24 protein-coding genes are annotated in these 23,574 nt (G+C 69.1%); 15 read left to right on the top strand and 9 right to left on the bottom strand.

The window, feature by feature from the left end; genetic code table 11:
- Positions 1–2: 2 nt before the first annotated feature.
- Entirely contained in the window at positions 3–1,133 is a 1,131-nt protein-coding gene (locus B4L26_RS02670) for a glycosyltransferase family 4 protein (RefSeq protein WP_290715532.1), read from the top strand.
- A gap of 37 nt (positions 1,134–1,170) precedes the next feature.
- On the opposite strand, the gene B4L26_RS02665 is transcribed toward B4L26_RS02670, so the two are convergent.
- Positions 1,171–2,979 (bottom strand): AMP-dependent synthetase/ligase, encoded by a 1,809-nt coding sequence (locus B4L26_RS02665; protein ID WP_290715520.1) that lies wholly within the window; start codon positions 2,977–2,979, stop codon positions 1,171–1,173.
- A 108-nt stretch (positions 2,980–3,087) separates the two neighbouring features.
- On the opposite strand from B4L26_RS02665, the gene B4L26_RS02660 reads away from it, so the two are divergent.
- The 6 genes from B4L26_RS02660 to B4L26_RS02635 all read left to right on the top strand — a co-directional run bounded on the left by B4L26_RS02660 (position 3,088) and on the right by B4L26_RS02635 (position 7,323).
- Complete coding sequence (locus B4L26_RS02660; RefSeq protein ID WP_290715518.1) at positions 3,088–3,516, top strand: hypothetical protein; 429 nt, start codon at positions 3,088–3,090, stop codon at positions 3,514–3,516.
- Positions 3,509–3,946 (top strand): SRPBCC family protein, encoded by a 438-nt coding sequence (locus B4L26_RS02655; protein WP_290715515.1) that lies wholly within the window; start codon positions 3,509–3,511, stop codon positions 3,944–3,946. Before B4L26_RS02660 ends, B4L26_RS02655 begins: the two co-directional genes overlap by 8 nt.
- A 143-nt stretch (positions 3,947–4,089) precedes the next feature.
- Positions 4,090–5,157, top strand: a complete 1,068-nt coding sequence (locus tag B4L26_RS02650; RefSeq protein WP_290715513.1) for an ArsA family ATPase — start codon at positions 4,090–4,092, stop codon at positions 5,155–5,157.
- 46 nt (positions 5,158–5,203) lie between these two features.
- A complete protein-coding gene (locus B4L26_RS02645; protein WP_290715511.1) occupies positions 5,204–5,545 on the top strand; it encodes a hypothetical protein in 342 nt (113 codons plus the stop codon).
- Entirely contained in the window at positions 5,542–6,555 is a 1,014-nt protein-coding gene (locus tag B4L26_RS02640) for an ROK family protein (protein WP_290715509.1), read from the top strand. Before B4L26_RS02645 ends, B4L26_RS02640 begins: the two co-directional genes overlap by 4 nt.
- A 42-nt stretch (positions 6,556–6,597) precedes the next feature.
- Positions 6,598–7,323 (top strand): lysophospholipid acyltransferase family protein, encoded by a 726-nt coding sequence (locus B4L26_RS02635; RefSeq protein ID WP_290715507.1) that lies wholly within the window; start codon positions 6,598–6,600, stop codon positions 7,321–7,323.
- A 5-nt stretch (positions 7,324–7,328) separates the two neighbouring features.
- Here the strand turns inward: B4L26_RS02635 and B4L26_RS02630 are convergent, their stop codons facing one another.
- Positions 7,329–8,651: a glycosyltransferase 87 family protein gene (locus B4L26_RS02630; protein ID WP_290715505.1), complete on the bottom strand. Its 1,323-nt coding sequence runs from the start codon at positions 8,649–8,651 to the stop codon at positions 7,329–7,331.
- Positions 8,652–8,684: 33 nt separating this feature from the next.
- Here B4L26_RS02630 and B4L26_RS02625 point away from each other — a divergent pair, with 33 nt between their 5' ends.
- Both B4L26_RS02625 and B4L26_RS02620 read left to right on the top strand, forming a co-directional pair.
- On the top strand, positions 8,685–9,161 hold the full coding sequence (locus tag B4L26_RS02625) for a polyadenylate-specific 3'-exoribonuclease AS (RefSeq protein WP_290715503.1): 477 nt from the start codon (positions 8,685–8,687) through the stop codon (positions 9,159–9,161).
- A gap of 38 nt (positions 9,162–9,199) precedes the next feature.
- Entirely contained in the window at positions 9,200–10,591 is a 1,392-nt protein-coding gene (locus B4L26_RS02620) for a class II 3-deoxy-7-phosphoheptulonate synthase (RefSeq protein ID WP_290715501.1), read from the top strand.
- A gap of 25 nt (positions 10,592–10,616) precedes the next feature.
- Here the strand turns inward: B4L26_RS02620 and B4L26_RS02615 are convergent, their stop codons facing one another.
- A complete protein-coding gene (locus tag B4L26_RS02615; RefSeq protein ID WP_290715499.1) occupies positions 10,617–11,879 on the bottom strand; it encodes a protein kinase domain-containing protein in 1,263 nt (420 codons plus the stop codon).
- 97 nt (positions 11,880–11,976) lie between these two features.
- Here B4L26_RS02615 and B4L26_RS02610 point away from each other — a divergent pair, with 97 nt between their 5' ends.
- On the top strand, positions 11,977–12,342 hold the full coding sequence (locus B4L26_RS02610) for an Rv2175c family DNA-binding protein (protein ID WP_290715496.1): 366 nt from the start codon (positions 11,977–11,979) through the stop codon (positions 12,340–12,342).
- A 25-nt stretch (positions 12,343–12,367) separates the two neighbouring features.
- Here B4L26_RS02610 and mptB read toward each other — a convergent pair whose 3' ends face one another.
- Genes mptB through B4L26_RS02580 form a run of 6 tightly spaced genes read right to left on the bottom strand, consistent with a single transcriptional unit; the run spans position 12,368 to position 19,670 of the window.
- Complete coding sequence (gene mptB / locus B4L26_RS02605) at positions 12,368–13,852, bottom strand: polyprenol phosphomannose-dependent alpha 1,6 mannosyltransferase MptB (RefSeq protein ID WP_290715530.1); 1,485 nt, start codon at positions 13,850–13,852, stop codon at positions 12,368–12,370.
- Positions 13,853–13,881: 29 nt separating this feature from the next.
- Entirely contained in the window at positions 13,882–15,447 is a 1,566-nt protein-coding gene (locus B4L26_RS02600) for a phytoene desaturase family protein (protein WP_290715493.1), read from the bottom strand.
- An 18-nt stretch (positions 15,448–15,465) separates the two neighbouring features.
- Complete coding sequence (locus B4L26_RS02595; protein WP_290715491.1) at positions 15,466–16,527, bottom strand: polyprenyl synthetase family protein; 1,062 nt, start codon at positions 16,525–16,527, stop codon at positions 15,466–15,468.
- A complete protein-coding gene (locus tag B4L26_RS02590; protein WP_290715489.1) occupies positions 16,524–17,249 on the bottom strand; it encodes an LppM family (lipo)protein in 726 nt (241 codons plus the stop codon). Before B4L26_RS02590 ends, B4L26_RS02595 begins: the two co-directional genes overlap by 4 nt.
- Positions 17,250–17,298: 49 nt before the next feature.
- Entirely contained in the window at positions 17,299–18,945 is a 1,647-nt protein-coding gene (locus B4L26_RS02585; RefSeq protein WP_290715487.1) for a phytoene desaturase family protein, read from the bottom strand.
- Entirely contained in the window at positions 18,942–19,670 is a 729-nt protein-coding gene (locus B4L26_RS02580; RefSeq protein WP_290715485.1) for a GNAT family N-acetyltransferase, read from the bottom strand. The genes B4L26_RS02585 and B4L26_RS02580 overlap by 4 nt, the downstream gene beginning before the upstream one ends.
- Positions 19,671–19,899: 229 nt before the next feature.
- On the opposite strand from B4L26_RS02580, the gene B4L26_RS02575 reads away from it, so the two are divergent.
- The 5 genes from B4L26_RS02575 to B4L26_RS02555 form a co-directional block, all read left to right on the top strand.
- Positions 19,900–20,361 (top strand): SAV_6107 family HEPN domain-containing protein, encoded by a 462-nt coding sequence (locus tag B4L26_RS02575; RefSeq protein WP_290715482.1) that lies wholly within the window; start codon positions 19,900–19,902, stop codon positions 20,359–20,361.
- Positions 20,362–20,490: 129 nt separating this feature from the next.
- Positions 20,491–20,874, top strand: coding sequence for a DUF3040 domain-containing protein (locus tag B4L26_RS02570; RefSeq protein ID WP_290715480.1), 384 nt, complete (start codon positions 20,491–20,493; stop codon positions 20,872–20,874).
- A gap of 377 nt (positions 20,875–21,251) precedes the next feature.
- Complete coding sequence (gene mraZ, locus B4L26_RS02565; protein ID WP_290715478.1) at positions 21,252–21,695, top strand: division/cell wall cluster transcriptional repressor MraZ; 444 nt, start codon at positions 21,252–21,254, stop codon at positions 21,693–21,695.
- A gap of 152 nt (positions 21,696–21,847) precedes the next feature.
- Positions 21,848–22,855, top strand: coding sequence for a 16S rRNA (cytosine(1402)-N(4))-methyltransferase RsmH (rsmH, locus tag B4L26_RS02560; protein ID WP_290715476.1), 1,008 nt, complete (start codon positions 21,848–21,850; stop codon positions 22,853–22,855).
- On the top strand, positions 22,852–23,574 hold a 723-nt coding region (locus B4L26_RS02555), incomplete at its 3' end, for a hypothetical protein (protein WP_290715473.1). The genes rsmH and B4L26_RS02555, both read left to right, overlap by 4 nt.

The raw sequence follows: 23,574 nt of genomic DNA, 5'->3' as shown, positions 1-23,574 counted from the left end.
CGATCGGCCGCACCCTACTCATCACCAACGACTACCCGCCCCGACCCGGCGGCATCCAGTCCTACCTGCAGAATCTCGTCGACCTGTTGCCGCCAGAACAGGTCGTGGTGTACGCGCCGCGCTGGCGCGGCCGGTCGCACCTCGACTTCGACGAGGCGGCGCCCTACACCGTCGTGCGCCACCCGACGACATTGATGCTGCCTACGCCGCTGGTGGCGCGGAGGGCTGCGCGGCTGGTGCGCGAGCACGAGATCGAGAACGTCTGGTTTGGCGCCGCCGCCCCGCTGGCGCTGCTGGCGCCGGTGGTGCGCCGCGCGGGTGCCCATCGCGTGCTGGCCTCGACGCACGGTCACGAGGTCGGCTGGTCGATGCTGCCGGTGGCCCGGCAGGTGCTACGCGCCATCGGCGGGACGACCGACACCGTCACGTTCGTGAGCAAGTACACGCGGGGGCGCTTCGCATCGGCCTTCGGTCCGCACGCTGCGCTGGAGTATCTGCCGCCGGGGGTGGACACCGAGCGCTTCGTGCCCGACGCGGCTGCACGTGCCGCGATCCGCGAACGCCACGGACTGGGCGACAAGCCGGTGGTGCTGTGCTTGTCGCGGCTGGTGCCGCGCAAAGGGCAGGACATGCTGATCCGCGCGCTGCCGGCGATTCGCGAACAGGTTCCCGATGCCGTCCTGCTCGTCGTCGGGGGCGGTCCGTACGGCTCTACGCTGCGGGAATTGGCTGCCGCCATCGGCGACGGCGAGAACATCGTCTTCACCGGTTCGGTACCGTCGGAGGAGCTGGCGCAGTATCACAGTGCCGCCGACGTCTTCGCGATGCCGTCGCGCACCCGCGGGGGCGGCCTGGATGTCGAGGGACTCGGCATCGTCTACCTGGAGGCCTCAGCCTGCGGGGTGCCCGTTGTCGCCGGAGACTCCGGCGGCGCGCCGGAGACGGTGATCGCCGGGCGCACCGGCTTGGTCGTTGACGGGCGGTCGGTGTCGCAAATCGCTGAAGCGGTGGTCACGGTCCTGTCCGACCCGGCGCGCGCGCGAAGGATGGGTGCGGCCGGCCGCGAGTTCGTCGAAGCGCAGTGGCAGTGGTCCCAGATCGCCGCACGGTTGGTGCGACTGCTCAACGCCTGATCTCCGCATTCCCTGCGCTGAGATCACTGCGCATTGCCTACTTCGCGTAGAGCGCCTCGATGTCGGTGGCAAACCGCTCGGTCACCACGTTGCGCTTCACCTTGAGCGTTGGAGTCAACTCACCCGTCTCCTCGGTGAAGTCGACGGGCAGGATGCGGAACTTCTTGATCGCCTCGGCGTGTGACACCGTGGTGTTGGCATCATCGACCGCCGACTGGACCTCCGCGCGCAGTCGGGGATCGTCAACGAGATCGGAGATCGGGGTATCGGCGGCAATGTCGTGGTCGGATTTCCACGCGGCGATCGCCTCGGGATCGAGAGTGACCAACGCGCCGATGAACGGCCGTTGATCGCCGACGACGAGTGCCTGTGACACCAGGCGGTTGCCTCGGATGACGTCCTCGAGGCCGGCCGGCGAGACGTTCTTGCCCCCGGCCGTTACCAGGATCTCCTTCTTGCGGCCGGTGATCGACAGGAATCCGTCGCGGTCGACCTTGCCGATGTCGCCGGTGTGGAACCAGCCGTCGGTGATCGACTCGGCCGTGGCGTGCGGGTTCTTCCAGTAGCCGGTGAAGACGACGCCGCCAGACAGGAGGATCTCGCCGTCGTCGGCGATGCGGACCGCATTGCCGGGCAACGGACGGCCGACCGTTCCGACCTTCACCGCACCCGGCGTGTTCACCGAGAACGCCGCGGTGGTCTCCGTCAGGCCGTAGCCCTCGTACACGGGGATGCCGACACCGGAGAAGAAGTGGCCCAAGCGGGCGCCCAGGGGGGCGCCGCCGGAGATGGCGAGCTCGCACTCACCGCCGAGTGCGGTACGCAGCTTGGCGTAGACGAGGCGGTCGAACACCGCGTGTCGCAGGCGCAGCACTACGCCGACCGAACCGGATTCACGGGCCGCGTTGTACTCGATGGCGGTGGCCGCCGCGGCGTCGAAAATCTTGCCCTTCCCGCCGTCGTGGGCGTTTTGACGCGCGGTGTTGAACACCTTCTCGAACACCCGCGGCACCGAGAGGATGATCGTTGGGCGGAAGACGGCGAACTCGGGGACAAGTTTCGGGATGTCGTTGAAGAAGCCGACGGAGACGCCGCCGCGCAGTGCCACCAGGGTGATCGCGTGGGCCAGAACGTGTGCCATCGGCAGGAACATCAGCAGGCGCTTGCCCGGGACGAGCAGCGGCTTCAGTCCGCTGGACAGGACGCCCTCAACCTCGCTGAGAAGATTCGAATGTGTCAGCATGCACCCCTTGGGGCGCCCGGTGGTCCCCGACGTGTAGATGAGGATTGCCGGATCGTCGGCATGTCGCGATCGCCGTCGCGCGGCCACCTCCTCGTCGCTAACGCCCTTGCCGGCCTCGACGAGCTCGGCTATCGCACCGGGGCTTTCGCCCGTCGGATCGATCTGCCAGTGGTGGGCCAGGCCGGCAGCGGTCGTCGTCGTGTCGATGATCGCGCGGTGCGCGTCGCTTTCGGCGATGATGCCGACGGCTTCGGAATCGCTGCAGATCCAATCGATCTGCGGTCCCGATGAGGTCTCGTAGACAGGGACGGTGATCGCTCCGGCCGTCCAGATCGCGAAATCCAGCAGGATCCACTCGGTGCGCGTCGCGCTGAGCAGCGCGACGCGGTCGCCCGGCTTGATGCCCTGTGCGATGAGGCCCTTCGCGATTTCGGTGACCCGCTGCGCGGCGGTCTGCGCATCGAGGGGTGCCCACCCGAGAGTGCCCTTGTTGAGGATGACGGCCCGTTTCGGATGGTTGGCCGCGAGGTCGAAGAGGATATCGGTGCAATTGCTGCTGTCGGGGATCGTGAACGGCGCCGACACGGAGTATTCGGATGGCACGGGACCGGCCTTTCGCGGGTGGACTCAGCGGTGAACCTTCAGCGTTGAATATCGTATCCGGGCAGCCCAGGCGTCGCGTCGCCGCGGTGGTGTGTGAAGCTAGAGGGCGTGACGAGCATCCAGGTTGCTGACGAGACCTTCGTCGCTGCCGCACCTGAATCGGTGCGCGAAGCGCTCGGCGACCGTTCGCAGTGGGCCCGATGGTGGCCCGACCTCGAACTCACCGTCGTCGAGGACCGCGCTGAGGCGGGCGTGCGGTGGACGGTCACCGGCCCGATCGAGGGCACGATGGAGGTGTGGTGCGAACCGGTGATGGACGGATTTGTCCTGCACTACTTCCTGCACGGCGAGCCCACGGGAGCACTCCCGCGTCGGCCGCGCGCACTCTACGATGAATTGGCCGAGACGAATCGCCGCCGGCGGGTGGCGGGCAAAGTAATGGCGTTCGAGATCAAATCCCGGCTGGAGCGGCATCGTTCCCCGGGCGACCCGGCCGCCGCCGCCGAGGCAGGTACGACAGGAGGAGTGCGTGGCTGACCATACTGCGCAGTCCATCGTGATCAGCGCTGATCCGGACGTGATCATGGCGGTGATCGCCGATTTCGACCACTATCCCGACTGGGTGTCGGCTGCGCGCGAGGCGCGCATCATCGAGACCCGTCCTGACGGTCGTGCCGCGAAGGTGCAGTTCGAACTGGACGCCGGAGTCCTCAAGGACACCTACGTCCTCGAATACGACTGGGCAGAGGACGGTTTGTCGGTCGGCTGGGACCTGGTGAGCAGTGACCTGCAGCAGCAACAGCGCGGCCGGTACACCCTCGTCGCCCAGGCGCCCGGGTCGACGAAAGTCGCCTACGAGTTGATGGTGGATCTGCGCGTACCGGTCATCGGCCAGCTCAAGCGTCGCGCGGAGAAAGCGATCATCTCCTCCGCGTTGCACGAACTCAAGAAGCGGGTCGAAGGCTGATCGACCTCACTCCTATCCAGCTCGTCCTCGGTCCGGGCGGGGCCGGGGTGTCCGCTGTTGCCGCCGCGGGCGCCGTCGACCGGCGTCGCGGCGCTGGTCGGACAGCGGGCCTGCTCGGCCCGGACTCGCGAAGCACCCTGCTGGTGACGATCGATCGCGACTCGCCGGTCCCCGACGTGGTGGGCGTGTACCCGGCGCCGGGCAAAGCGATTCCGATCAGCGCGGACGCGAGCCTGTTGGCGTTGGACCCCTTGGGCGTGACCGAATCGGCCTGGGGCGTCTTCGTCGATGCCGTCTCCTCCGCCGGAGTCGGACCGACCCTGCCGGTGCTGTCGGTGCTCACGTCGGTGGCGCCGGGGGAGTTGACTGCACTGCCCGGCTTCGAGGAGCTGCTGTTGTGGCGGCGGATCCGGGACGAGGCGACGAGCGGGCGCTGGGGCAGCATCGTCGTCGATTGTTCCGGTTATGGTGACCCGTTCGCGCTGGTGCGCGCACCAGCGGTGCTCAGCCAGATCATCAACCGGTTGTGGCCGCGCCACCGCCGTCTCGCTGCGGCGGCCGAACGGCCGATCCTGGCGCAGGTGAGTACGGCCGTCGACGAGCTCGACCGGGACTGTCGTGACGTGCGCGACCTTTTGTCCGACCCGGCGACGACGGCGGCGCACCTCGTCGTCGACACCGGCCTCCGCGGCCAACGGCAGCTCCCGCGCTATGCCGCGCTGGCGGCGCTGTCCGCGCTGCCGGTGCGATCGGTGTACGGCAACGACGGGACCGCCCGCCTTCCCGAACCGGGCTTCGCCGAGCTCGCATCGGCGGTGGCCGACGGATTCGGCGCACGTACCGTGGCGGTGGGCGCGGCACCGGAGACCCTCGACCGAGTGGCGCGGCTGCGGCGGCTGGGCGTCAGCTTCGACAGTCCCGGCGGCAATCCGGTCGGTACCGCCGACACCCAGGTCTCGCGCATCGCGGGCAGCGGGTTGGATGCGCTGTATGAGATGCGATGGCACCAGCCATTGCCGGATCCGGCCAGGTTCGGCCTCGGGCGAGCCGGCGACGACCTGCTGGTCACGATCAGCGGCTTCCGGTTCCCGGTGCGGCTCCCGTCGGTGTTGCGCCGCTGCAAGGTCGCCGGTGCCGATTGGGACGACGACGAGGTTCGTATCCGCTTCACCCCCGACCCCGCCGTGTGGCCGGAACGCCCGACGGCATGACCGCGGCCGGAGCCCCCGGCCAGGTGATCGGGTATCTTTTCATCCCATGGGAGATCCGGGTACCGATGGCGACGCGAGTTCCATCGACGCCGTCGTGGATGCCGCGCGCGACCTACTGAGCGGGTTGGCCGCGCAGATCGATGACGTCGCCGGCCTGCTGGGGCCGCACTCGGGCGGTCTCGCCGAGGGATTGGCCACCGAATTGTCCGGCGAGCTCTCTGTGCTGTTCGCCGAGGTCGGGGAGCTTCTGGCGCGCCTCATCGCCACGCTGATCGCCATCTTGGAGGCACTGGTCAAGATGCTGCGCGCCGCCCCCGCGGACGGTTCGGGGCCACCGGCGACGACTTACCAGGCCATCACCGTCGCCATCGGGCGCGACGACTCATGAGCGATCTGACCATCGGCATCGATATCGGCGGCACGAGTATTCGGGCCGCCGTCGTCGACGACAGGGGCGAGTCGATGGACACGCTGCGCGCGGCGACGCCAGCGACCGCGCAGGCGCTCGAACACTGCTTGGACCGCCTGGTTGGCGAATTGGGGTCACGCTGGTCGGTGTCCGGGGTGGGCCTTGCCATCGCCGGTTTCCTCACCCGGGACCGCTCGACGGTCCGCTTCGCCCCCCACCTGCCGTGGCGCGAAGCCCGGGTGGCCGAAGAGATGTCGGCGCGCGTGGGCCTACCGGTCTTCGCCGAACACGACGCCAACGCCGCCGCGGTCGCGGAATGGCGATTCGGCGCAGCCGGGCACGGGCAGAACTCGCTCGTGCTCGCCATCGGCACCGGAATCGGCGCCGGACTCGTCTTTGACGGCCGCCTCTACCGCGGCAGTTACGGCGTGGCACCCGAACTGGGTCACATCGTCATCGTGCCCGACGGCCGGCCGTGCTCCTGCGGCAAGCGCGGCTGCTGGGAGCGGTATTGCAGCGGGACCGCACTCGTCGATACCGTCGTCGAATTGCTGGCCGACGCGGAGTGGGGCCGGTCCAAGCTGGCCGACGAATCGGCCGCGGATCCGGGCTCGGTGACCGGTCGGCGCATCGCCGCGGCCGCCAACGAGGGCGATCCGCTGGCACTGGCGGCGTTCGCGTCGTTCGCGTCCTACCTCGGGCAGGGCCTGGCCATGATCGCCGACGTGTTCGACCCGGACCTCATCGTCATTGCCGGGGGCGTGGGCCGTGCGTCGGGCTTGTACCTCGACGATGCGCGCGAACAATACGCGGCGATGCTGACCGGTGCCGGATACCGGACCCTGGCCCGCATCCGCGGCACCCAGCTCGGCGAGTCCGCCGGAATGATCGGTGCCGCCGAGGTGGCACGAACCATGCTTTCCGACGGCGCCACCGCCACCCGGACGGCTGGCGACGCGCAGCTCGCCCGCGCCGTCCTGCGCGACTGACTCGACTCACTCCGCACGATCGGGCCGGGTAGGCTCTTGCCCATGTGGTTCTGGCTGTTCAAATACGTGCTGATGGGTCCGATTCTGCGGTTGATCGGCCGCCCAAAGGTCACGGGTCTGGAGAACCTTCCCGCACACGGACCGGCAATCCTGGCCAGCAACCACCTCGCGGTAGTCGACAGCTTCTACCTGCCGCTGATGATCCCGCGGCGGATGTACTTCCTCGCCAAGTCCGAGTACTTCACCGGGACTGGTTTCAAGGGTGCATTCCAGCGGTGGTTCTTCAGTTCCACCGGTCAGATCCCGATCGACCGCACCGGGGCCGATGCGGCGGCCGGTGCGCTCGATGCCGCCCGGCGCCAGCTGGACAAGGGTGACCTGATGGGGATGTATCCGGAGGGGACCCGCTCGCCCGACGGACGTCTCTACAAGGGCAAGACGGGTCTGGCCCGGCTCGCGTTGGAGACGGGTGTCCCGGTGATCCCGGTCGCGATGGTCGGAACCAACGATCTCAACCCGCCGGGCACCGTGATCCCTCGGTTCGCGCACGTGGAGGTGCGCATCGGCGAGCCACTGGACTTCTCGCGGTTCGAGGGGATGGGTGGCAATCGGTTCATCGAGCGCGCAGTCACCGACGAGATCATGTACGACCTGATGCAGCTGTCGGGACAGCAATACGTGGATCTTTATGCCGCCGACTTGAAGAACACCGGCAACACCCCCGAGGACATCCTCAAGGCGCAGAGCCCCGATCCGTCGGCAGCCTGAGCCCCTCAGTCGTCCGCGTCGGGTGCCGGTGCGCGTCGGCAGGGCAGGAGCCACACGACGATGAGGAAGGCGACGCCCCACAGGATGTAGGCGTTGCCGACGACCTGCTCCACCGGAGACCAATAGGCGGTGTCGGTGGGGAGCAGCTGGTAGGGCCCGATGGCGAAGACGACGGCTCCCACGATTGCCAACAGCCCGTAAGCGCCGACGCGGAGCCGGTCGTCGGCCCGCAGGGCGAGGATCGCCGCGACGAGCGTCGCGACCACTCCCCAGGTCCAGTGGTGCCCCCAGGACGTGGGGGAGACCAGCAGTCCCCACACGGCCACGGCGAGGGTGACGGTCAGGAGCAGTTCCCGATCGGTCGCCGTGTTGGCCCGGCCGGGGAGGTTGGCGCGCACCGCCAGTGCCAACAGGACGGTCACGGCCCCGACCGAGGCAAGCCAGCAGATGGACTGCGTGGAGGTGTCGCCGAGGATGCGGAACCACAGCGCGTTCAGGTTCTGGTTGATGCCTTCGGTCAAGTCGCCGATGCGAGAGGTGTTCAGGAGCGTGTCGGTCCAGTAGTCGACCGAATCGACGGGCAGCCACAACCAGGCAATCGCACCGGCGGCGACGAAGGCGCCGGCGCAGACAACGGCGGCCCGCCAGCGGTGTTGCGCGGTGAAGACCAGTCCGAACACTGCCGGTGTCAGCTTGATCGCTGCGGCCAGGCCCACCAGGACCCCGCGCCATGGTGAATCCGGCCGCGACGTGCGCGCACCGAGTAGAAACACGTCGGCGACGACCATCGCCATGAGGATGACGTTGATCTGCCCGAAGCCCAGCGTCATCCAGAACGGGTTGGTCCAGATCACCACGGCGGCCAGCGCTGTCGCGCCCCACCAGCGCCCGGCCGGTGTCCCGACACCCAGGACGTGCAGGGTCACCGCCAGGATGGTGACGGTCAGCAGGCAACTGGTCACCGTGACGACGACGCCGGCGGCGGTCAGGCTCATCAGGCCCAGGGGCACGAACATCATTGCGGCGAACGGGGGATAGGTGAACGGCAGCCAGATCCCGTCGGCGGTGAACGGCATCGAGCCCTCCGCGTACAAGGATTGGTGCTGGCGCCAGAGGATGGACCCCAGTCGATAGACGTCGAGGTCGAACAGGGTCCGAGTACCGAATCCGGGCGTGAAGGGTACTCCGGTGACCTGCATGGTCGCCGAAGCGGCGAACACAAAGCAGATGGCGACGACGGCGGCCCGCGACGGCTGCCAGCGGTCCAGGCGCGCCAGGAAGCGCGCACGCGCATGGTCGGCGCGCGGCGTCAGCGGGGGAGTCGTCATGGGAGCCGGGTTTCTCGGGGATAGGTTGGGGTGATGCGTTTCTTCTACGACACGGAGTTTATCGAGGACGGTCGGACGATCGATTTGGTGTCGATCGGCGTCGTCGGCGACGATGGCCGCGAATACTACGCGGTGTCGACCGAGTTCGACCCCGATCGGGCGGGGAGCTGGGTGCGGGCGAACGTGCTGCCGAAGCTGCCGTCCCCGTCGTCGCAGGTATGGCGAACGCGTCGTCGCATCCGCGATGACCTGTTGGAGTTCTTGACCGCCGACAGCGGACCCGTGGAGTTGTGGGCGTGGACCGGCGCGTACGACCACGTCGTCCTGTGCCAGCTGTGGGGGCCGATGACGGAGTTGCCGCGGGCGATTCCCCGCTACACCCGGGAACTACGCCAGCTCTGGGAAGAGGCGGGGCGCCCGACGTTGCCCGACCGGCCGGCCGACGCGCACGACGCCCTCGCCGACGCACGGCACAACCTCGCCAAGTGGCGGTCGATAGTCGGCACCTAGGGTCGGGGGTCGCGGGGCCGGTCCACTACGCTGTTGGCGTGGTGAACTGGACTGTCGACGTGCCGATTGACGAACTGCCCGTGCTGCCTCCGCTGCCGGGAGACCTGCAGCAGCGGTTCGAGGACGCGATGTCGCGTCCTGCCCTGCAACAGCCGAGCTGGTCGCCCGACGAGGCCGCCCGGATGCGCACAGTGCTCGAGAGCGTACCGCCGATCTGCATGCCCGCCGAGGTCGAAACCCTGTCGGAACGGTTGGCGCAGGTGGCGCGCGGCGAAGCATTCCTGCTGCAGGGCGGCGACTGTGCCGAGACTTTCGCCGACAACACCGAGCCGCACATCAAGGGGAACATCCGCACACTCCTGCAGATGGCGGTGGTCCTCACCTACGGCGCGAGCACGCCCGTGGTGAAGCTGGCCCGAATCGCGGGCCAGTATGCGAAGCCCCGTTCGGCCGACACCGACTCGCTGGGCCTGCTGTCCTACCGCGGCGACATGATCAACGGGTTCCCGCCCGACGCCGCCGGCCGCGCCCACGACCCGTCGCGCCTCGTGCGTGCCTACGCCAACGCCGCGGCGGCGATGAACCTGGTCCGAGCGCTGACGGGGTCGGAGGCCAAGCTGCACAAGGTGCACGACTGGAACCGTGAATTCGTGCGGACCTCGCCCGCGGGCGCGCGATACGAGGCACTGGCCTCGGAGATCGATCGCGGCCTCAACTTCATGGACGCTTGCGGCGTACACGACGCGAGCCTGGAATCGGCAGAGATTTTCGCATCGCATGAGGCGCTGGTCCTCGACTACGAGCGGGCCATGCTCCGGCTGGCGGCCGCCCCGGACAGCGACGAGCAGGTGCTCTACGACCTTTCGGCGCACTTCCTGTGGATCGGGGAGCGCACCCGTCAACTCGACGGCGCTCATATCGCCTTCGCCGAGTTGATCCACAACCCGATCGGAGTGAAGATCGGCCCGACGACGTCGCCCGAGCAGGCCGTGGAGTATGTCGAGCGCCTCGACCCGCACAACCGGCCCGGCCGACTGACCCTCGTTGCCCGGATGGGCAACTCCAAGGTGCGCGAGGTCCTGCCACCGATCGTTTCAGCGGTGGAGGCCACTGGACACAAGGTCATCTGGCAGTGCGACCCGATGCACGGCAACACCCACGAAGCGTCGACCGGTTACAAGACGCGGCACTTCGACCGCATCGTCGACGAGGTGCAGGGCTTCTTCGAGGTCCACCGCGCGCTCGGCTCCCACCCCGGTGGCGTCCACATCGAGCTCACCGGCGAGAACGTCACCGAGTGCTTGGGCGGAGCCCAGGAGATCTCCGACGATGATCTGGCCGGCCGGTACGAGACGGCCTGCGACCCGCGTCTCAACACCCAGCAGTCGCTGGAGCTGGCGTTCCTCGTCGCGGAGATGCTCCGGGGTTAGCCCACCGGGGCCCGGCGATCAGGCGTCAGCCGGTCGGCGACAACCCCATCAGCAGGTGTGCGCCGATCCACCAGCCGCCCGCGGCGATGGCGGCGATCACCGCGGCGTACAGGCACAGCCAGACGAGTACCGTCACCGCGCTGCCTGAGTCCTCGGCATCGTGTTCGTCGAAGTCGGGTACCTCGTGGTCAGCGCTACCGTCCAGGTCGAGGATGCTGAACCGGTGCCCGGCAGGCTCGGCGTCGTCCGGCGCTGCGGCACCCCGGCTCGTTGGCGGGCCGTCGAAGAGAGCAGTGCCGCCTGGGCCGATTCGGTCGGGTGACGCGCCGACATCGTCGTGACCGGGGTGGCGGTTTCGGAAGCGCGCCGCCGTCGCCCGCTCGGCTGATCGCTGCGGGGCGGGCACGGTGAACCGGGGGAGGCGCAGCTGCGCCGATGCGTCGGCCAGAGCGCGGGCCATCTCGAAACCGTCGCGGTAGCGGTTGGCCGGATCGCGCTCGGTGGCCCGCAGGACGATCTCGTCGAACTGGGCGGGGACACCGTCGACGACGTCGCCGGGGGCGGGCACGTCATAGGTCAACCGGGCATAGGCTAGGCCGAGCGGTGTGTCGCCGTGGAACGGGGTGCGCCCGGTCAACAGCTCGAACATGACCACGCCGGTCGAGTACACGTCCGAGCGTGCGTCCGCCCGTGTCGATTCCACCTGCTCGGGTGAGAGGTAGGCGGCGGTGCCCAGGATCACACTGGCCGAGGTGATGCCCGCCTCGGCGACAGCCCGCACCAAGCCGAAGTCGGCGATCTTCACGTCGCCGTCATCGGAGATCAGGATGTTCTCGGGCTTGACGTCGCGGTGGACGAGGCCCGCCGCGTGGGCGGTGCCGAGACCGCCGAGGACCGGCCCCAGCGCGGCCGACACCGCGTGCGGGGGCATCGGGCCGCGCTCGCGCAACAGCTCGCGCAGGCTGCCGCCCTCGACGAGCTCCATGACGAGGAACACGACCTGGTCGTCGATGCCTTGGTCGTAGACATTGATCAGGCCGGGGTGCTTGAGCCCGGCCACCGCGCGCGCCTCGAACTCGAACCGCGAGAGGAAGACGGGGTCGTCGCGGTAGGCGGCGTCCATCACCTTGACTGCCACCGGCCGGTGCAGGCGCTGGTCGCGGCCGAGATAGACCGCACTCATCCCGCCGCGCGCGATGAGTGCGTCGATCCGGTAGCGCCGGTCGACGAGCGATCCGAGCAGCGGATCGTCGCGTGTCGCGGCGTAGGGAGGCGGGCCCGGTTTCACCCCTGCGAATCTACCGGGTCGGCAGGCCTGCGCCCGGGAGGCACAACAGGGCGGTGCGCGGCGGAAGGGCTGACGGGCGGGTGGGTACGCTGGGCGCGTGAGTTCGTTGCCACTGACCGAGGATTTCCTGCCCGAGGATGCACAGACGCTGACGCTCGGCGAGGTCGCCGCCCGTCTGCGTGTTTCGACCAACCGAGTACGGACGCTGATCCGCGACCATCACCTACTCGCGTGCTCGCGCGGCGGTGAGCCCGTCGTCCCAGCCCTGTTCTTCGACGACGGTGGCATCGCCAAGCACTTCAACGGCCTCGTCGACGTGCTCCTCGACGGCGGTTTCTCGCGTGACGAGGCGATGCGGTGGTTGTTCACCGAGATCGACGATTTGGGGCTGTACCCGGCGGCGGCGCTGCATACGCATTCCGCGCGCGAGGTGATCCGCCGCGCCCAGGCGGCGGCCTTCTAATTCGACTACCGTCCCGCGTCGCCGATCAGGGGGAAGAGGCCTCGCCACGCAGGAGCCGGCGCAGTCGCAACGGGTCGGGCCGCAGCAGGGAGGCGGCGGCCAGTGCGCCGAGTGCGAAGGCCACCAGCAGTTCGACCGGTTTGTACAAGACGATCGAGTCGTCGGGCTGGAAGACGATCAGCAGGATGGTCGACGCCGCCACGACGACGGCGCGGACCCATGGGGGAAGAGTGAAAGCGACCGCCAGACAGAGGACCCACGTGTAGTACCACGGCAGCGTCGACGGCTCGAGGAGCAGGACCGCGAGCATGGCCAGGGTCATGCCCGCCATGGCGCGCCGCGCGGTCTGCCGGTACCGGACCCACAGGGCCACGAGGATCACCGCGAGCGCCACCGCCCCGACCGCACGGGTGTACACCAGTACCGACTGCAGGTTCCACGCCTGCCAAGGTGCCGCGATCCACGTGATCACATGGCCGACCAGGGTCGGAACAGACAACCAGTTGATGATGCGACCCGCCCAACCCAGGCCGGTCAACCAGCCCAGCCCCAGACCGCTGGCCGCAGTGATGACGGCGAAAACAGCCACCGGGATGGCGGCGGTGGCGGCGAACACCCCTGCGGTGCGGCGCCGCGACAACGGTGACCCGTCCTTCTCGCGCAGGTGGGCCAACCAGATCCAGAAGATGAAGGGGATCGCGATGGCGGCGGTGATCTTGATCGTCGCCGCCAGCCCGAGGACCGTGAGCCCGCTGACCGGGCGGCCGAGCACCGCCAGCGTGACGCCGGTGACCAGCACGCCCATCATCAGCAATTCGACGTGCGCTCCGGCGACGAGGTGGATGAGGATCATCGGGTTCAGCAGCGCCAACCACAGTCCCTGCTGGGGGGAGGCGCCGAAGTGGCGGGCCAGGCGTGGCACCGCCCAGAGGCTCAGCAACAGGCCCGGGATCAGGACCGCCCGCATCAGCTGGACGCCCAGGATCACGTTGCCATCTGCCAGGGAGGCGACGCCGCGTCCGAGCCACATGAAAGTCGGCCCGTAGGGCGCTGTGGTGGCCGCCCACACCTGGGCCATGGAGTCGAGCATCGGTCCGGGCTGGTGCACCGGACCGTCGGAGTAGGGATTGAAGCCGGCACGGAACACCTCGGCCTGGGCCAGGTACGCATAGACGTCGCGACTGTAGATGGGCACCGTCATGGTCAGCGGGGCCGCCCACGTGAGTACTGCCGCTTGGACTTGACCGACGGTGGGCACGTCGGGGCCGGTGTGGGCGACCAGGCGCCCGATCCGAACCCAGCAGTAGACGAGGATCGTCACACCGACCCAGAAGGCGACCGCGGCGAGGGTCTTCCCGTGGCCGTAGGTGAACCAGGCCAGCCCGGCGTCTTGTGCGACGGTGTTGATCCGCGGGATGTCGGCGACACCGAAGGCGCCGAGCGCCACGAGGACCGACCCGGCCGCGCCGACGGGGAACTCCCATCTGCGCCACCACGGGGCCGGTTGCATGGTCACGCTGCGATCGTAGACGGCCGCGGTCACCACGCTCGGCCGCGCGCGGGCATCGGCGTGATGCGGTCGGCGGCCAGTCGGCCCGATACCAGCACCGGCGGGATACCGACGCCGGGCACGGTGTCGGCACCCGCGAGCACCAGGTTGTCCCAGCCCGGCGCAAGGTTGGGGGTGCGCAGCGGGCCGGTCTGCCGCACCGTGTGGGCAGCCGCGAACGGGGTGCCCGCGGCATACCCGCGTCGTTCCCATGACATCGGCGTGTCGATCCGCAGCACAGGTGCCTCGTCGATGCCCGGATATCCGCGCTGGGCCAGTGCGGTCAGCGACCCTGCGACGTATTCGTCGGCGATCTCGGCCCACGGCAGGTCCGCGGCATGGAGGTTCGGGCACGGCCACAGCACTGACACCGACTCGCGCCCGGACGTGGTGAATCCAGTCGGTGCGGTGGCCGACGGACGCGTGATCAGCACCGACGGGTCGCTCATCAACCGGCCTCGGCCCGGCCTGCGCGGGGCGATCTGAGTGAACGTCTGCGCCCACGCCGCCCCGAAGTCGATGGTGTGATGACTGCCCGGCCATCGCGCAGTCTGCCCGGCGTCGACGGCGAGATGCGCCACGACCGCGCTCGGGGAGTAGCGGATCGCGCGGCGGCGGGCGTGACCGGGGCCGTCTGTCCCGACGAGGCCGGCCAGCGCCGACGTGCCGCACGCCGCCACGACCGCGTCGGCCGGCAGCAGCTCCTCGGTACCGTCTGCGGTGCGCACCACGACACCGGTGATCCGCGTGCCCTGTCGCTGCAGACGCGCCGCTGCAGTCGAGCAATGCAGTACGGCGCCGGCGTCGGAGAGTGCACCGGCGAGCACTTGCGGCAGTCGGCCCATCCCCGCCGTCGGATAGCTGACGCCCAGTCCGATGTCCATGTGGGCGATTACCCCGTAGACCGCCGCCGCCCGAGCCGGCGGGACCCCCGCGTACAACGCCTGGAACGAATAGACCCGTTGCAGCCGTTCGTCGGCGACGAACCGGCTGATCGCACCGGTCAGACCCCGGACGGCACCAAGGCGGACCAGCCGGCGCGCTGCCCGCCCCGTGTCCCCGCGGACGAAGTCCGTCAGTCGGTCGTGGTTGCGGTCGATGAACGCGGGGAACTCAGTCTCGTGGAGGTCGGTCAGCCAATCGGTGAGGCGCGCGACTCCGGCGGCCGCGTCGGCCCCGAAGACATCGGCGACCGCGGCGATCCGCTGTGCCCGATCGGCCGCGACGGCCAGTTCAGCGCCGTCGGCGAATCGCGCGACGTAGGACGGGTCGACCGGGCGCAGGTCCAGTCGAGCCAGGGCATCGGACTTCTCGACGCCGACCGCGGACATCGCGTCGAGGGCGAGCCCGGGCATCGTGAGGATCGTCGCGCCTGTGTCGAAGCGGTGTACCGATCCGTCGCCGGCGGTCATCGTCTCGGTGCGGACGAGCCCGCCCGGTTCCGGGCCGGCCTCCACGACGGTCACCTCGTGTCCGGCACCGCGCAGGTGCAGACCTGCGGAGAGTCCGGCCAGTCCCGCGCCGATAACCACCACGCGGGCGGTGGGCCCGGACACGCGTCGAAGGCCGGCCACCTACGCGGCCCGGTGGGTGATCCGATGGGCCAATGCCGTGAGCTTGGCCCGGGCCGGCGGCGACGTCGGCAGGGCGTCGATTCCGCCCAGCGCCGATCCCAGAGCGGACTCGATGCGGGCCTCGACAGCGCCCTGTGCGCCGGAAACAGTCAGGATCTCCCGTGCATCGGCGAGCTCGCCGCGTGACACGTCAGTTCCCAGGAGTCGCCGCAAGCGTGCGGCCGCATCATCGTCGGCGCGGGCCAGCCCCTCGGCGATCAGCACGGTGCGCTTACCGGTGATCAGGTCATCACCGGAGGGCTTGCCCGTCACGGCGGGATCGCCGTAGACGCCCAACAGGTCGTCGCGGAGTTGGAATGCCAGTCCGAGTTGCATACCGATGATGCGCAGCTGCGCGACGAGCGACTCATCCGCGCCCCCGAGTACCGCACCCAGTTCGAGCGGGCGGGCCACGGTGTAGCCGGCCGTCTTGTACGCGATGACCCGCTCCGCGGCCGCGAGCGACTCGTCGCGGGCGGCTTCGTTCGCAATGTCGAGGACCTGGCCCGACAGCACCTCGGTGCGCATCCTCGCCCATACCGGTGCAATGCGGGCCGGTACCGCGGCCGCCAGGTCGTCGGCCCAGGCCAGGGCGAGGTCGCCGATGAGGATCGCCATCGACTCGCCGAACCGGTCGGACTCGCCCTGCCAGTCACTCTCGCGGTGTGTCGCGGCGAAGGCGCGATGGACCGTCGGCCGGCCGCGCCGGGTGTCCGATGCGTCGATGATGTCGTCGTGCACGAGCGCGCACGCCTGGACGAGTTCGAGGGCCGCGCCCAGCCCGATCAGCGCGTCGTCGGTGTCATCGGCCGGACGCACGACCCGGTCGTCGCCGTGCGCGACGGTCCGACCGGCGTCGGCGAACAGCGGGCGTACGCGCTTGCCGCCGCCGAGGACGAACCCGGCCAACGAGTCGGTTGCAGCCACGACCGGCGCGCCGATGTCCGCGGCGTCACTGCGGGCGGCGGCGAACACCTCGCTCAGACGAGCGTGGACGAGATCCGCGACGTCGAGGTCGGTCACTTGGCGAGTGCGCCGGGACGCGGCGTGGTGTCAGCCTTGTGCTCGCGGCGGGCGTACCAGATGACGAACGCGACGGCGAGCACACACAGGAACGCGAGGAACAGCGACCAACTCGGCAGAGCTGCGACCGCGGGGTCGGGGTAGCGCGCATCGGCGGTCAGATCACTCGACTTGCCCGCCGGAATCACCCACGACACCGAGTTGTCGCCGTACTCGATGCCGTTGGTCCCACCGATCTCGCCGCCGAAGGTGACCGAGAAGAACACGACGTCGCGACCCTCGACCAGACCGCTGAAGTCGGCGGTGCCGGTCAGTCGGACTGCATCGCCACTGCGCGTCGTGGCCAGGTCCATCGCCGCGTTCGAAGCCGTGAACGACGCGGCGATGATGTCGCCGAGCTGGCCGAACTGTCCGGCGGTGAGCGAGTGGTAGGTGGCGCGGGTCCCGACTTTGGTGGGCAGCTTTTGGGGTTGCGTAGGCGCCTGCGTCTCCGTGTCCGGCCGCTGAGTGGTCACCGAGCCGGTGTCGGAGATCGTGCCGGTGAAATCGGAGACCGAGACCTGGCTGGCCATCGATTGGGGGATGTCCAGGCGGGGGATACCGGCGGAGTTATCGGGCGTGGTTGCGACGATGATCTCGCCGGAGAAGCGGTCGCCGACTGTCTCCGACCTGGTCAGGCACCCCGACAACAGGGCCATCAGGAGCAGGGCGGAGCCTGCCACGGCGACTAGGCGGGCGGGCGATCGGCGGAGCGGGTGCGTCGACACGCCGTCAATCGTGCCAGATGGTGCGGGCTGTGGTGCCGAGGCCGCGCCGCTTGGATGTTCGGTGCAGGATTGCGCGGGCGGCGAGGCGGCCACTGGTCCCGGTGACGCCGCCGCCGGGATGCGTCGATGCACCGGCCAAGACCAGCCCGTGGGCCCCGGGTACCGACCGCCCGGCGAGGTCGGGGTGTGGGCGCCACCCGAACATCTGGTCGATTGTCATCTCGACGTGCATGATGTTGCCCGCCGGCAGGGCCAGCTCGGATTCGAGGTCGGCGGGCGTCTGGATGTAGCAGTGCTCGATCGTCGACGCGAAGCCGGGGGCGTAGCGGTCGATCTCGGCGATCACCCCGTCGGCCGCGGTACGTGCCCGATCCGCCCAGGACCCGCCGTCGGCGAAGCGGTACGGATGCCACTGGGCCCACACGTTGACCAGGTGGCGGCCGGCGGGGGCGATGCTGGGGTCGAGTGCGGAGAAGCCCATCGGCAATGCGACCGGTCGTGCCGGAAGCTCGCCGACGGCGCTGGCGGCGTGCGCGCGGCGCAGGTGTGCCCGTTCGGTCGTCAGCAGCCCCAACCCGCTGTGCATGCCGTGGGCGGGCAGGCCGCTCGGGGTGTTCCGATAGGCCGGCAGGGCGGTGGTACCGAGCCGCACGGCGATGCCGATGCCGTTGCCGACGACGATCGCGCGGCGCCAGCGGTCGATTTGGTCGGCTCGATGACCGCCCGCCGCGAGGAGGTCCAGTGTCGCGCCGATATGACACGCGGCGATGACGTGGCGCGCCGTAGTAACGGTGCCGGAGGTGTCGACCACCTCCCAGTCGTCGCCGCGGCGCCGCAGTGCGGTGGCGGGGGAGTCGGTGACCAGCTTCCCGCCGTCGGCGGCGAGTGCGGCGCACAGCGCTGTGGTGAGCGCGCCGCTGCCGCCGATCGCGCGTCCGGGCGGGATGTCGTGCATCAGAGCGGCGAAGCCGACCATCGGGGCGGTCCCCGGTAGGTCGGTGGGTGGTCCGGACTGCGCGCCGAACCAGGCGAGTGCGGCCTTGAGTCGCTCCGAGTTGAACCAGCGGTCGAGTAGGGCATCGCCGGAATTCATCATGTCCTGCGACATCGACGACAGCGCACCGATGCGCCGGTCCAGCAACGACTCACGCGCGGTGGGTGTGCGTAGACCGCTCGAGGCGAAGGTGGCGGCGAAACGGGTGGGTGTCGGCTCGTGCCCGAACGCCGCCATCGTCGCCCGGGCCCGCGGCGCCCATTGCGCGACGAAGCGCGCGTAGGAGTCGGCATCGACGCGGCCGCAGGAGCGTTCGATGGAGGCGCAGGTTGATGCGAGGTCGCGGTGGAACACGATCGGCTCGTCGTCGTCAGTTTCGGCCGGGGCGAACGCCCACGGGTCGCAATCGGCATAGCGCAATCCGTGGCGGTACAGGTCGAGCTCGTCGAGGATCGGCGTGTGCCGGATCATGATGTGCGCCGACGACCCGCGGTCTACGCGATAGCCGGGGAAGCGCTCGACGGTTGAGACGGCGCCGCCGGGGATCGCGTCGCGTTCAAGCACGCAGACCGAGCGTCCGGCACGGGCGAGGTAGGCCGCCGCGATGAGTCCGTTGTGGCCGGCACCGACGACGACGGCGTCGTAGCGCCGAGTCACCTCGGTCGTCCGGGATGCAGGGGATCGGGGACGGGCAGCGGCAGTTCGCGGCCGAGGAAGGCGAACGGGCGCGGATCGCCGGCAAAGGTGTAGTTGCGGAGCACGTCGGAGAACCCGAAGCGGCGGTAGAGGGACCACGCCCGGTTCTCCTCGCCGGCGACCTCGGGGGTGGACAGCAGGACGTTGGATTCGGTGCGGTCGGCGAGCAGGGCGCGCAGGAGGGCTTGCCCCACGCCGCGGCCTTGCGCGTCGGGATGAACGTGCAATTCGGTGAGCTCGAAATAGTCGGCGAGTAGGCGGGCAGCGCGATCAGCGGGGCAACCGGCCTGGCGCATACCGATTCGCAGCTGCTGGTTCCACCACTGGTCCGGTGCGCCGCGGTAGCCGTAGGCGATGCCGACGAGGACGTCCTCGGTGTGCGCGCCGCCGCGGATCCGTCCGTGGCGCAGGCGCCGCTGTTGCAGGGAGTGCACGGTGGCCGACCGGCGCAGCAGTGACCCGCTGAAGCGGGCCGGGTCGACGGCGGCGACTGCTCCGAATGCGCTCCAACCGGGGCGGGCGATGTGATCGCGCCACAGTGCCTTGCGCTGGCCCTCGATGCCGCGCGGATAGCCCATTGCCGTGACGTAGACGTGCAGGGCCGGGTCCAGCCAGATGTGTGAATCGCCGCCGGTGAGGCGGACCACGGTGACGTCGACCGGCGCGCCGATCGACTCCTCGGTCATCTGGTGGCCTTTCGCTGCGTCGTGATGGCGGTTGAGCGCACCGCAGGATCACGCTAGCATTGACGTAGTCGAATATTTGTTCGATAGTGAGACCGGGTCGCATTCGCCGACTGGACGGGCCGGGCCCGCGGAGGGAAGCCGCGGGCCCTGTCCGGACCGATGGGAATGTCGGACTTCGCGGATAACGTTCGGATTGAGGAAGACGGGAACCGGCCGAGAGGAGGCGGGAATGGCGACGAGAGCGGGATCGGTGATCGAGCCGAGGATCGTGGCCGATGCGCACCGGCTGCTCGACCAGGCGGTGGCGATTGCCGATGAGGGCGACATCGTCGTCGGCAACGCTGAGCGGCTGAGGCTGTACTACCTCGCTGCGCTACGGGCCGCCGGGGCGGTCCTTGTCGTATTGGAATCCCGGCGGCGGGCACCACGTGGTCAGCGCAGCGCGTGGGTGCGCCTCGAGGCGCAGTCGGGCGCGGATGCAGCACTGGGGGAGGACGCGGCCTTCTTCGCCGGCCACTCGGCATTGCGTCAGCGTGTAGAGACCGGCCTGGTCCGCGAGGTGGACCAGGCGGTCGTCGCACGGATGCGGATTCGACTCAGCGGGCTTATTGCCATTGCGGAAGACACCTTGGCCGGCTACGAGCAGGGCCGGACACCTTCGACCAGTGTGCGGCAGTCCCGGTCGGCATGATGTGTGCGTGATCGTTGATAGAGCCGATGGCCACGTCATCGGATCAACGGGGGGCGAAGTGTGGTCGTTCGGTCGTTCACCTCGTATCATTGAAGTTCTACGACCACGAATGCAGTGAAGGAGGGGTCGGTGCCACTTTCCGAACATGAGCAGCGCATGCTCGACCAGATCGAGAGTGCGCTGTACGCGGACGACCCCAAGTTCGCGTCGACTGTCCACAGGCGCAGCCTGGCGCCCGGCCGTCGGCGTGCGCAGGCGGTCGTCCTGTTTCTCGTCGGACTCGCACTGCTCGTAGGCGGCATAGTGGCCGGCGTGCAGGTCGGCGGGTTCCCGATCCTCAGCCTGATCGGCTTCCTCGTGATGTTCGGCGCCGGACTGCTCGCGCTGCGCGGAGGAAAGCCGTCCTTGAAGTCGGTGGACGGGCGCGGCGGGCCATCCCGCCCGACCGCGTCGGCGCGCAGTCTCTCCGAACGCATGGAAGACCGCTTCAACCGACGGTTCAACGAGGAGTAATCCAGGCCCGCTCGGCGGGCAAGGCTCATTGACGAGGGCCGCGCATCAATGCGATGCGCGGCCCTCGTCGTTGTGTCCCCACCTTGCCCCACTGCCATCGCGTCAGGTTCCCCACATTCCACCACTAAGGGCATCTGATTCATCTCACCTGGCACTTTAGCGGTGTTTTATCCCTCCTGAAGCTCAGCTGCCGGGCCAAAGAGTCCTTGCGGCCGCGGATTCCCCCACTCAACTTCTATCCATCTACCTGCAGTTACAGCAGACGCACGCAGAATTGATGGGTTGAATGGGTGGAAAGTGGTGGAAAGTGGGGTACAGTGTGGTTACTGGAACGGCGAACCGGACGTTGAACCAGTCGGCGGTCGAGGAGGTGCGACATGACGGGTCAGCGGCTCGTCGGCACCTACACGCCGAAGTTGGACGACAAGGGGCGGCTCACGTTGCCCGCGAAGTTTCGAGACGCATTGGCAGGAGGGGTGATGGTCACGCGCAACCAGGACAACAGCCTCGCCGTCTACCGACTCGAGGACTTCGACGCTCTTGCGGAGAAGACGAGGGCGGCTTCGCGCAACAATCCGCAGGCGCGCGCGTACCAGCGGTACTTCTTCGCCAGCGCTGACGAGCAGCGACCCGACGGGCAGGGCCGGATCACCCTGTCGCCCGATCACCGGTCGTATGCGCGGCTGTCCAAGGAGTGCGTGGTGATCGGCAGTTTCGACCACCTCGAAATCTGGGACGCCCAGACGTGGGAGGCCTACCAGGCAGAGCACGAGGAGGACTTCTCAGCAGCGGGATCCGATGCCTTCGAGGCCCTGCTCTAGACAACCGAATGAGCCCCGTGACCGCCATCGTGGGTGAGACGAGGCCTACGCCCGATCGGGCCCTGACGCACTTCCCCAGCGCCAGGTCCGCGATCGGGCGGGGACCCCGGTTCATCCACTCCGCAGGTCCGGACGAGTGAGAAGGGCGCGCGATGAGCGGCGGTGACCACGGGCACATCCCGGTGATGGCGGATCGGATCATCGATCTGCTGACGCCGGCGGTGACGCGGCTCAGCTCCACCGGCGAAGGTGCGGTGGTCGTCGATGCGACGCTCGGCGCCGGCGGCCACTCCGAGCTCCTCCTGTCGACCTTCTCCGGGCTCACTGTCATCGGTATCGATCGTGACGGCGCCGCACGCAAGGCCGCGGCTGATCGCCTGGCACCTTTCGGTCCCCGCGCATCGGTCAATGCCGGCCGCTATGACGAACTCGACCGTGTGCTTGCCGATCCGGCGGGACGCGACGACGGCGTCACGGCCGTGGACGGGGTGCTTTTCGATCTGGGCGTCTCCTCGATGCAGCTCGACCAGCGCAACCGCGGCTTCGCCTATTCCGTCGATGCGCCGCTGGACATGCGGATGAACCCAGACGACCCGATAACTGCAGCCGATGTGCTCAACACCTATGACCACGGAGATCTGGCGCGGGTGCTCGCCGACTACGGCGAGGAGCGATTCGCCGGCCGAATCGCCTCGGCGGTGGTGGCCGCGCGCCGTACTCAGCCATTCACGACGAGCGGGCCGCTCGTCGACCTGCTGTACGCGACTATCCCGGCCGCGACGCGTCGGACCGGTGGACACCCGGCGAAGCGCACCTTTCAGGCGCTGCGGATCGAGGTCAACGGCGAGCTGGACTCTCTGCGCGCAGCCCTGCCGGCCGCACTCGACGCGACCGCGGTGGGTGGGCGCGTCGTCGTCATGAGTTACCAGTCGCTCGAGGACCGCATCGTCAAACGCGAGTTCGCGCAGCGGTGCCGCTCGAGTTCACCGGCCGGATTGCCCGTCGAACTGCCAGGGACTGCACCGCGATTCACGCTCGTCACGCGCGGTGCCGAGCAGGCGACCGATGACGAGATCGAGGCCAACCCGCGGTCGGCGCCGGCACGCGTTCGTGCCATCGAGCGAATCGCCCCCGACGGGGCCGAAGGGGGAGTGCGATGAGGAACAAGCGCGGCGACCAGGCGGACGCTGAGAACCAGACCGGTGCACTGGCGCTACTCGACCCGCCGACTCGGCGGCGTCAGACTGCGGGCGCCCAGCAGCGGCCCAACCGCTCGCGTGCGGCTCAACGCGCCGTCGATCGGCGCTCGGCCCGCCTGGCTCGCGAAGAGCGCGCCGCGGCACCACCCAAAGAACGGCGCGTGCGGACGCCGCGGCGCAGTCTCGTCGAGCAGGTGCGCCAGACACCATTCGTCGTGCCGGTGATCGGGTTGGTCGCACTGGGCCTGATCCTGACGTTGTGGTTGTCGACGCGTGCGGCGCAGGACTCCTACGACCTCACCGTTGCGAAGGCGCAGAACCAGTCGTTGGTGGACAAGCGGGACTCGCTGAAGCGGACCTACGAGTCCGGCGACTCGGCGCCGGAGCTGTCTGACAAGGCGGCGCGGCTCGGGCTGGTCCCGGCGGGGAACACTGCGCGACTGGTCGTCGGCGAACGGGGCCGCGTAAGCGTGCGGGGCAAGGCGACGGCGGCGTCGGGCCGTGCGCCTCGCTCGATCAATCCGAAGCCGGTCGACGACGCGCTGCGCCACATCGACACCAGCAAGGTCGACGACTCGACGGGACTGCCGGGTACCGGCGCGGATGCGGCGCCGCCGCAAGCTGCGCAGGACGGCGGCCAATCCGCCGACCGGGCCGCCGGCCAGGCTGGTGCGCAGCCT

Origin of the sequence: Gordonia sp. UBA7599 (genome assembly GCA_002477755.1) — a bacterium.
Taxonomy (GTDB): Bacteria; Actinomycetota; Actinomycetes; order Mycobacteriales; family Mycobacteriaceae; genus Gordonia.
The sequence above is the reverse complement of the archived record's forward strand: the minus strand, read 5'-3'. Positions and strand labels throughout refer to the sequence as shown.

Coding starts and splice junctions, on each gene's coding strand:
- B4L26_RS02625 (WP_290715503.1), top strand. CDS start 8,685: ATGCGTTTCTTCTACGACACGGAGTTTATCGAGGACGGTCGGACGATC.
- B4L26_RS02635 (WP_290715507.1), top strand. CDS start 6,598: ATGTGGTTCTGGCTGTTCAAATACGTGCTGATGGGTCCGATTCTGCGG.
- mptB (WP_290715530.1), bottom strand. CDS start 13,852: ATGCAACCGGCCCCGTGGTGGCGCAGATGGGAGTTCCCCGTCGGCGCG.
- B4L26_RS02645 (WP_290715511.1), top strand. CDS start 5,204: ATGGGAGATCCGGGTACCGATGGCGACGCGAGTTCCATCGACGCCGTC.
- B4L26_RS02630 (WP_290715505.1), bottom strand. CDS start 8,651: ATGACGACTCCCCCGCTGACGCCGCGCGCCGACCATGCGCGTGCGCGC.
- B4L26_RS02580 (WP_290715485.1), bottom strand. CDS start 19,670: ATGACCGAGGAGTCGATCGGCGCGCCGGTCGACGTCACCGTGGTCCGC.
- B4L26_RS02575 (WP_290715482.1), top strand. CDS start 19,900: ATGGCGACGAGAGCGGGATCGGTGATCGAGCCGAGGATCGTGGCCGAT.
- B4L26_RS02640 (WP_290715509.1), top strand. CDS start 5,542: ATGAGCGATCTGACCATCGGCATCGATATCGGCGGCACGAGTATTCGG.
- mraZ (WP_290715478.1), top strand. CDS start 21,252: ATGACGGGTCAGCGGCTCGTCGGCACCTACACGCCGAAGTTGGACGAC.
- rsmH (WP_290715476.1), top strand. CDS start 21,848: ATGAGCGGCGGTGACCACGGGCACATCCCGGTGATGGCGGATCGGATC.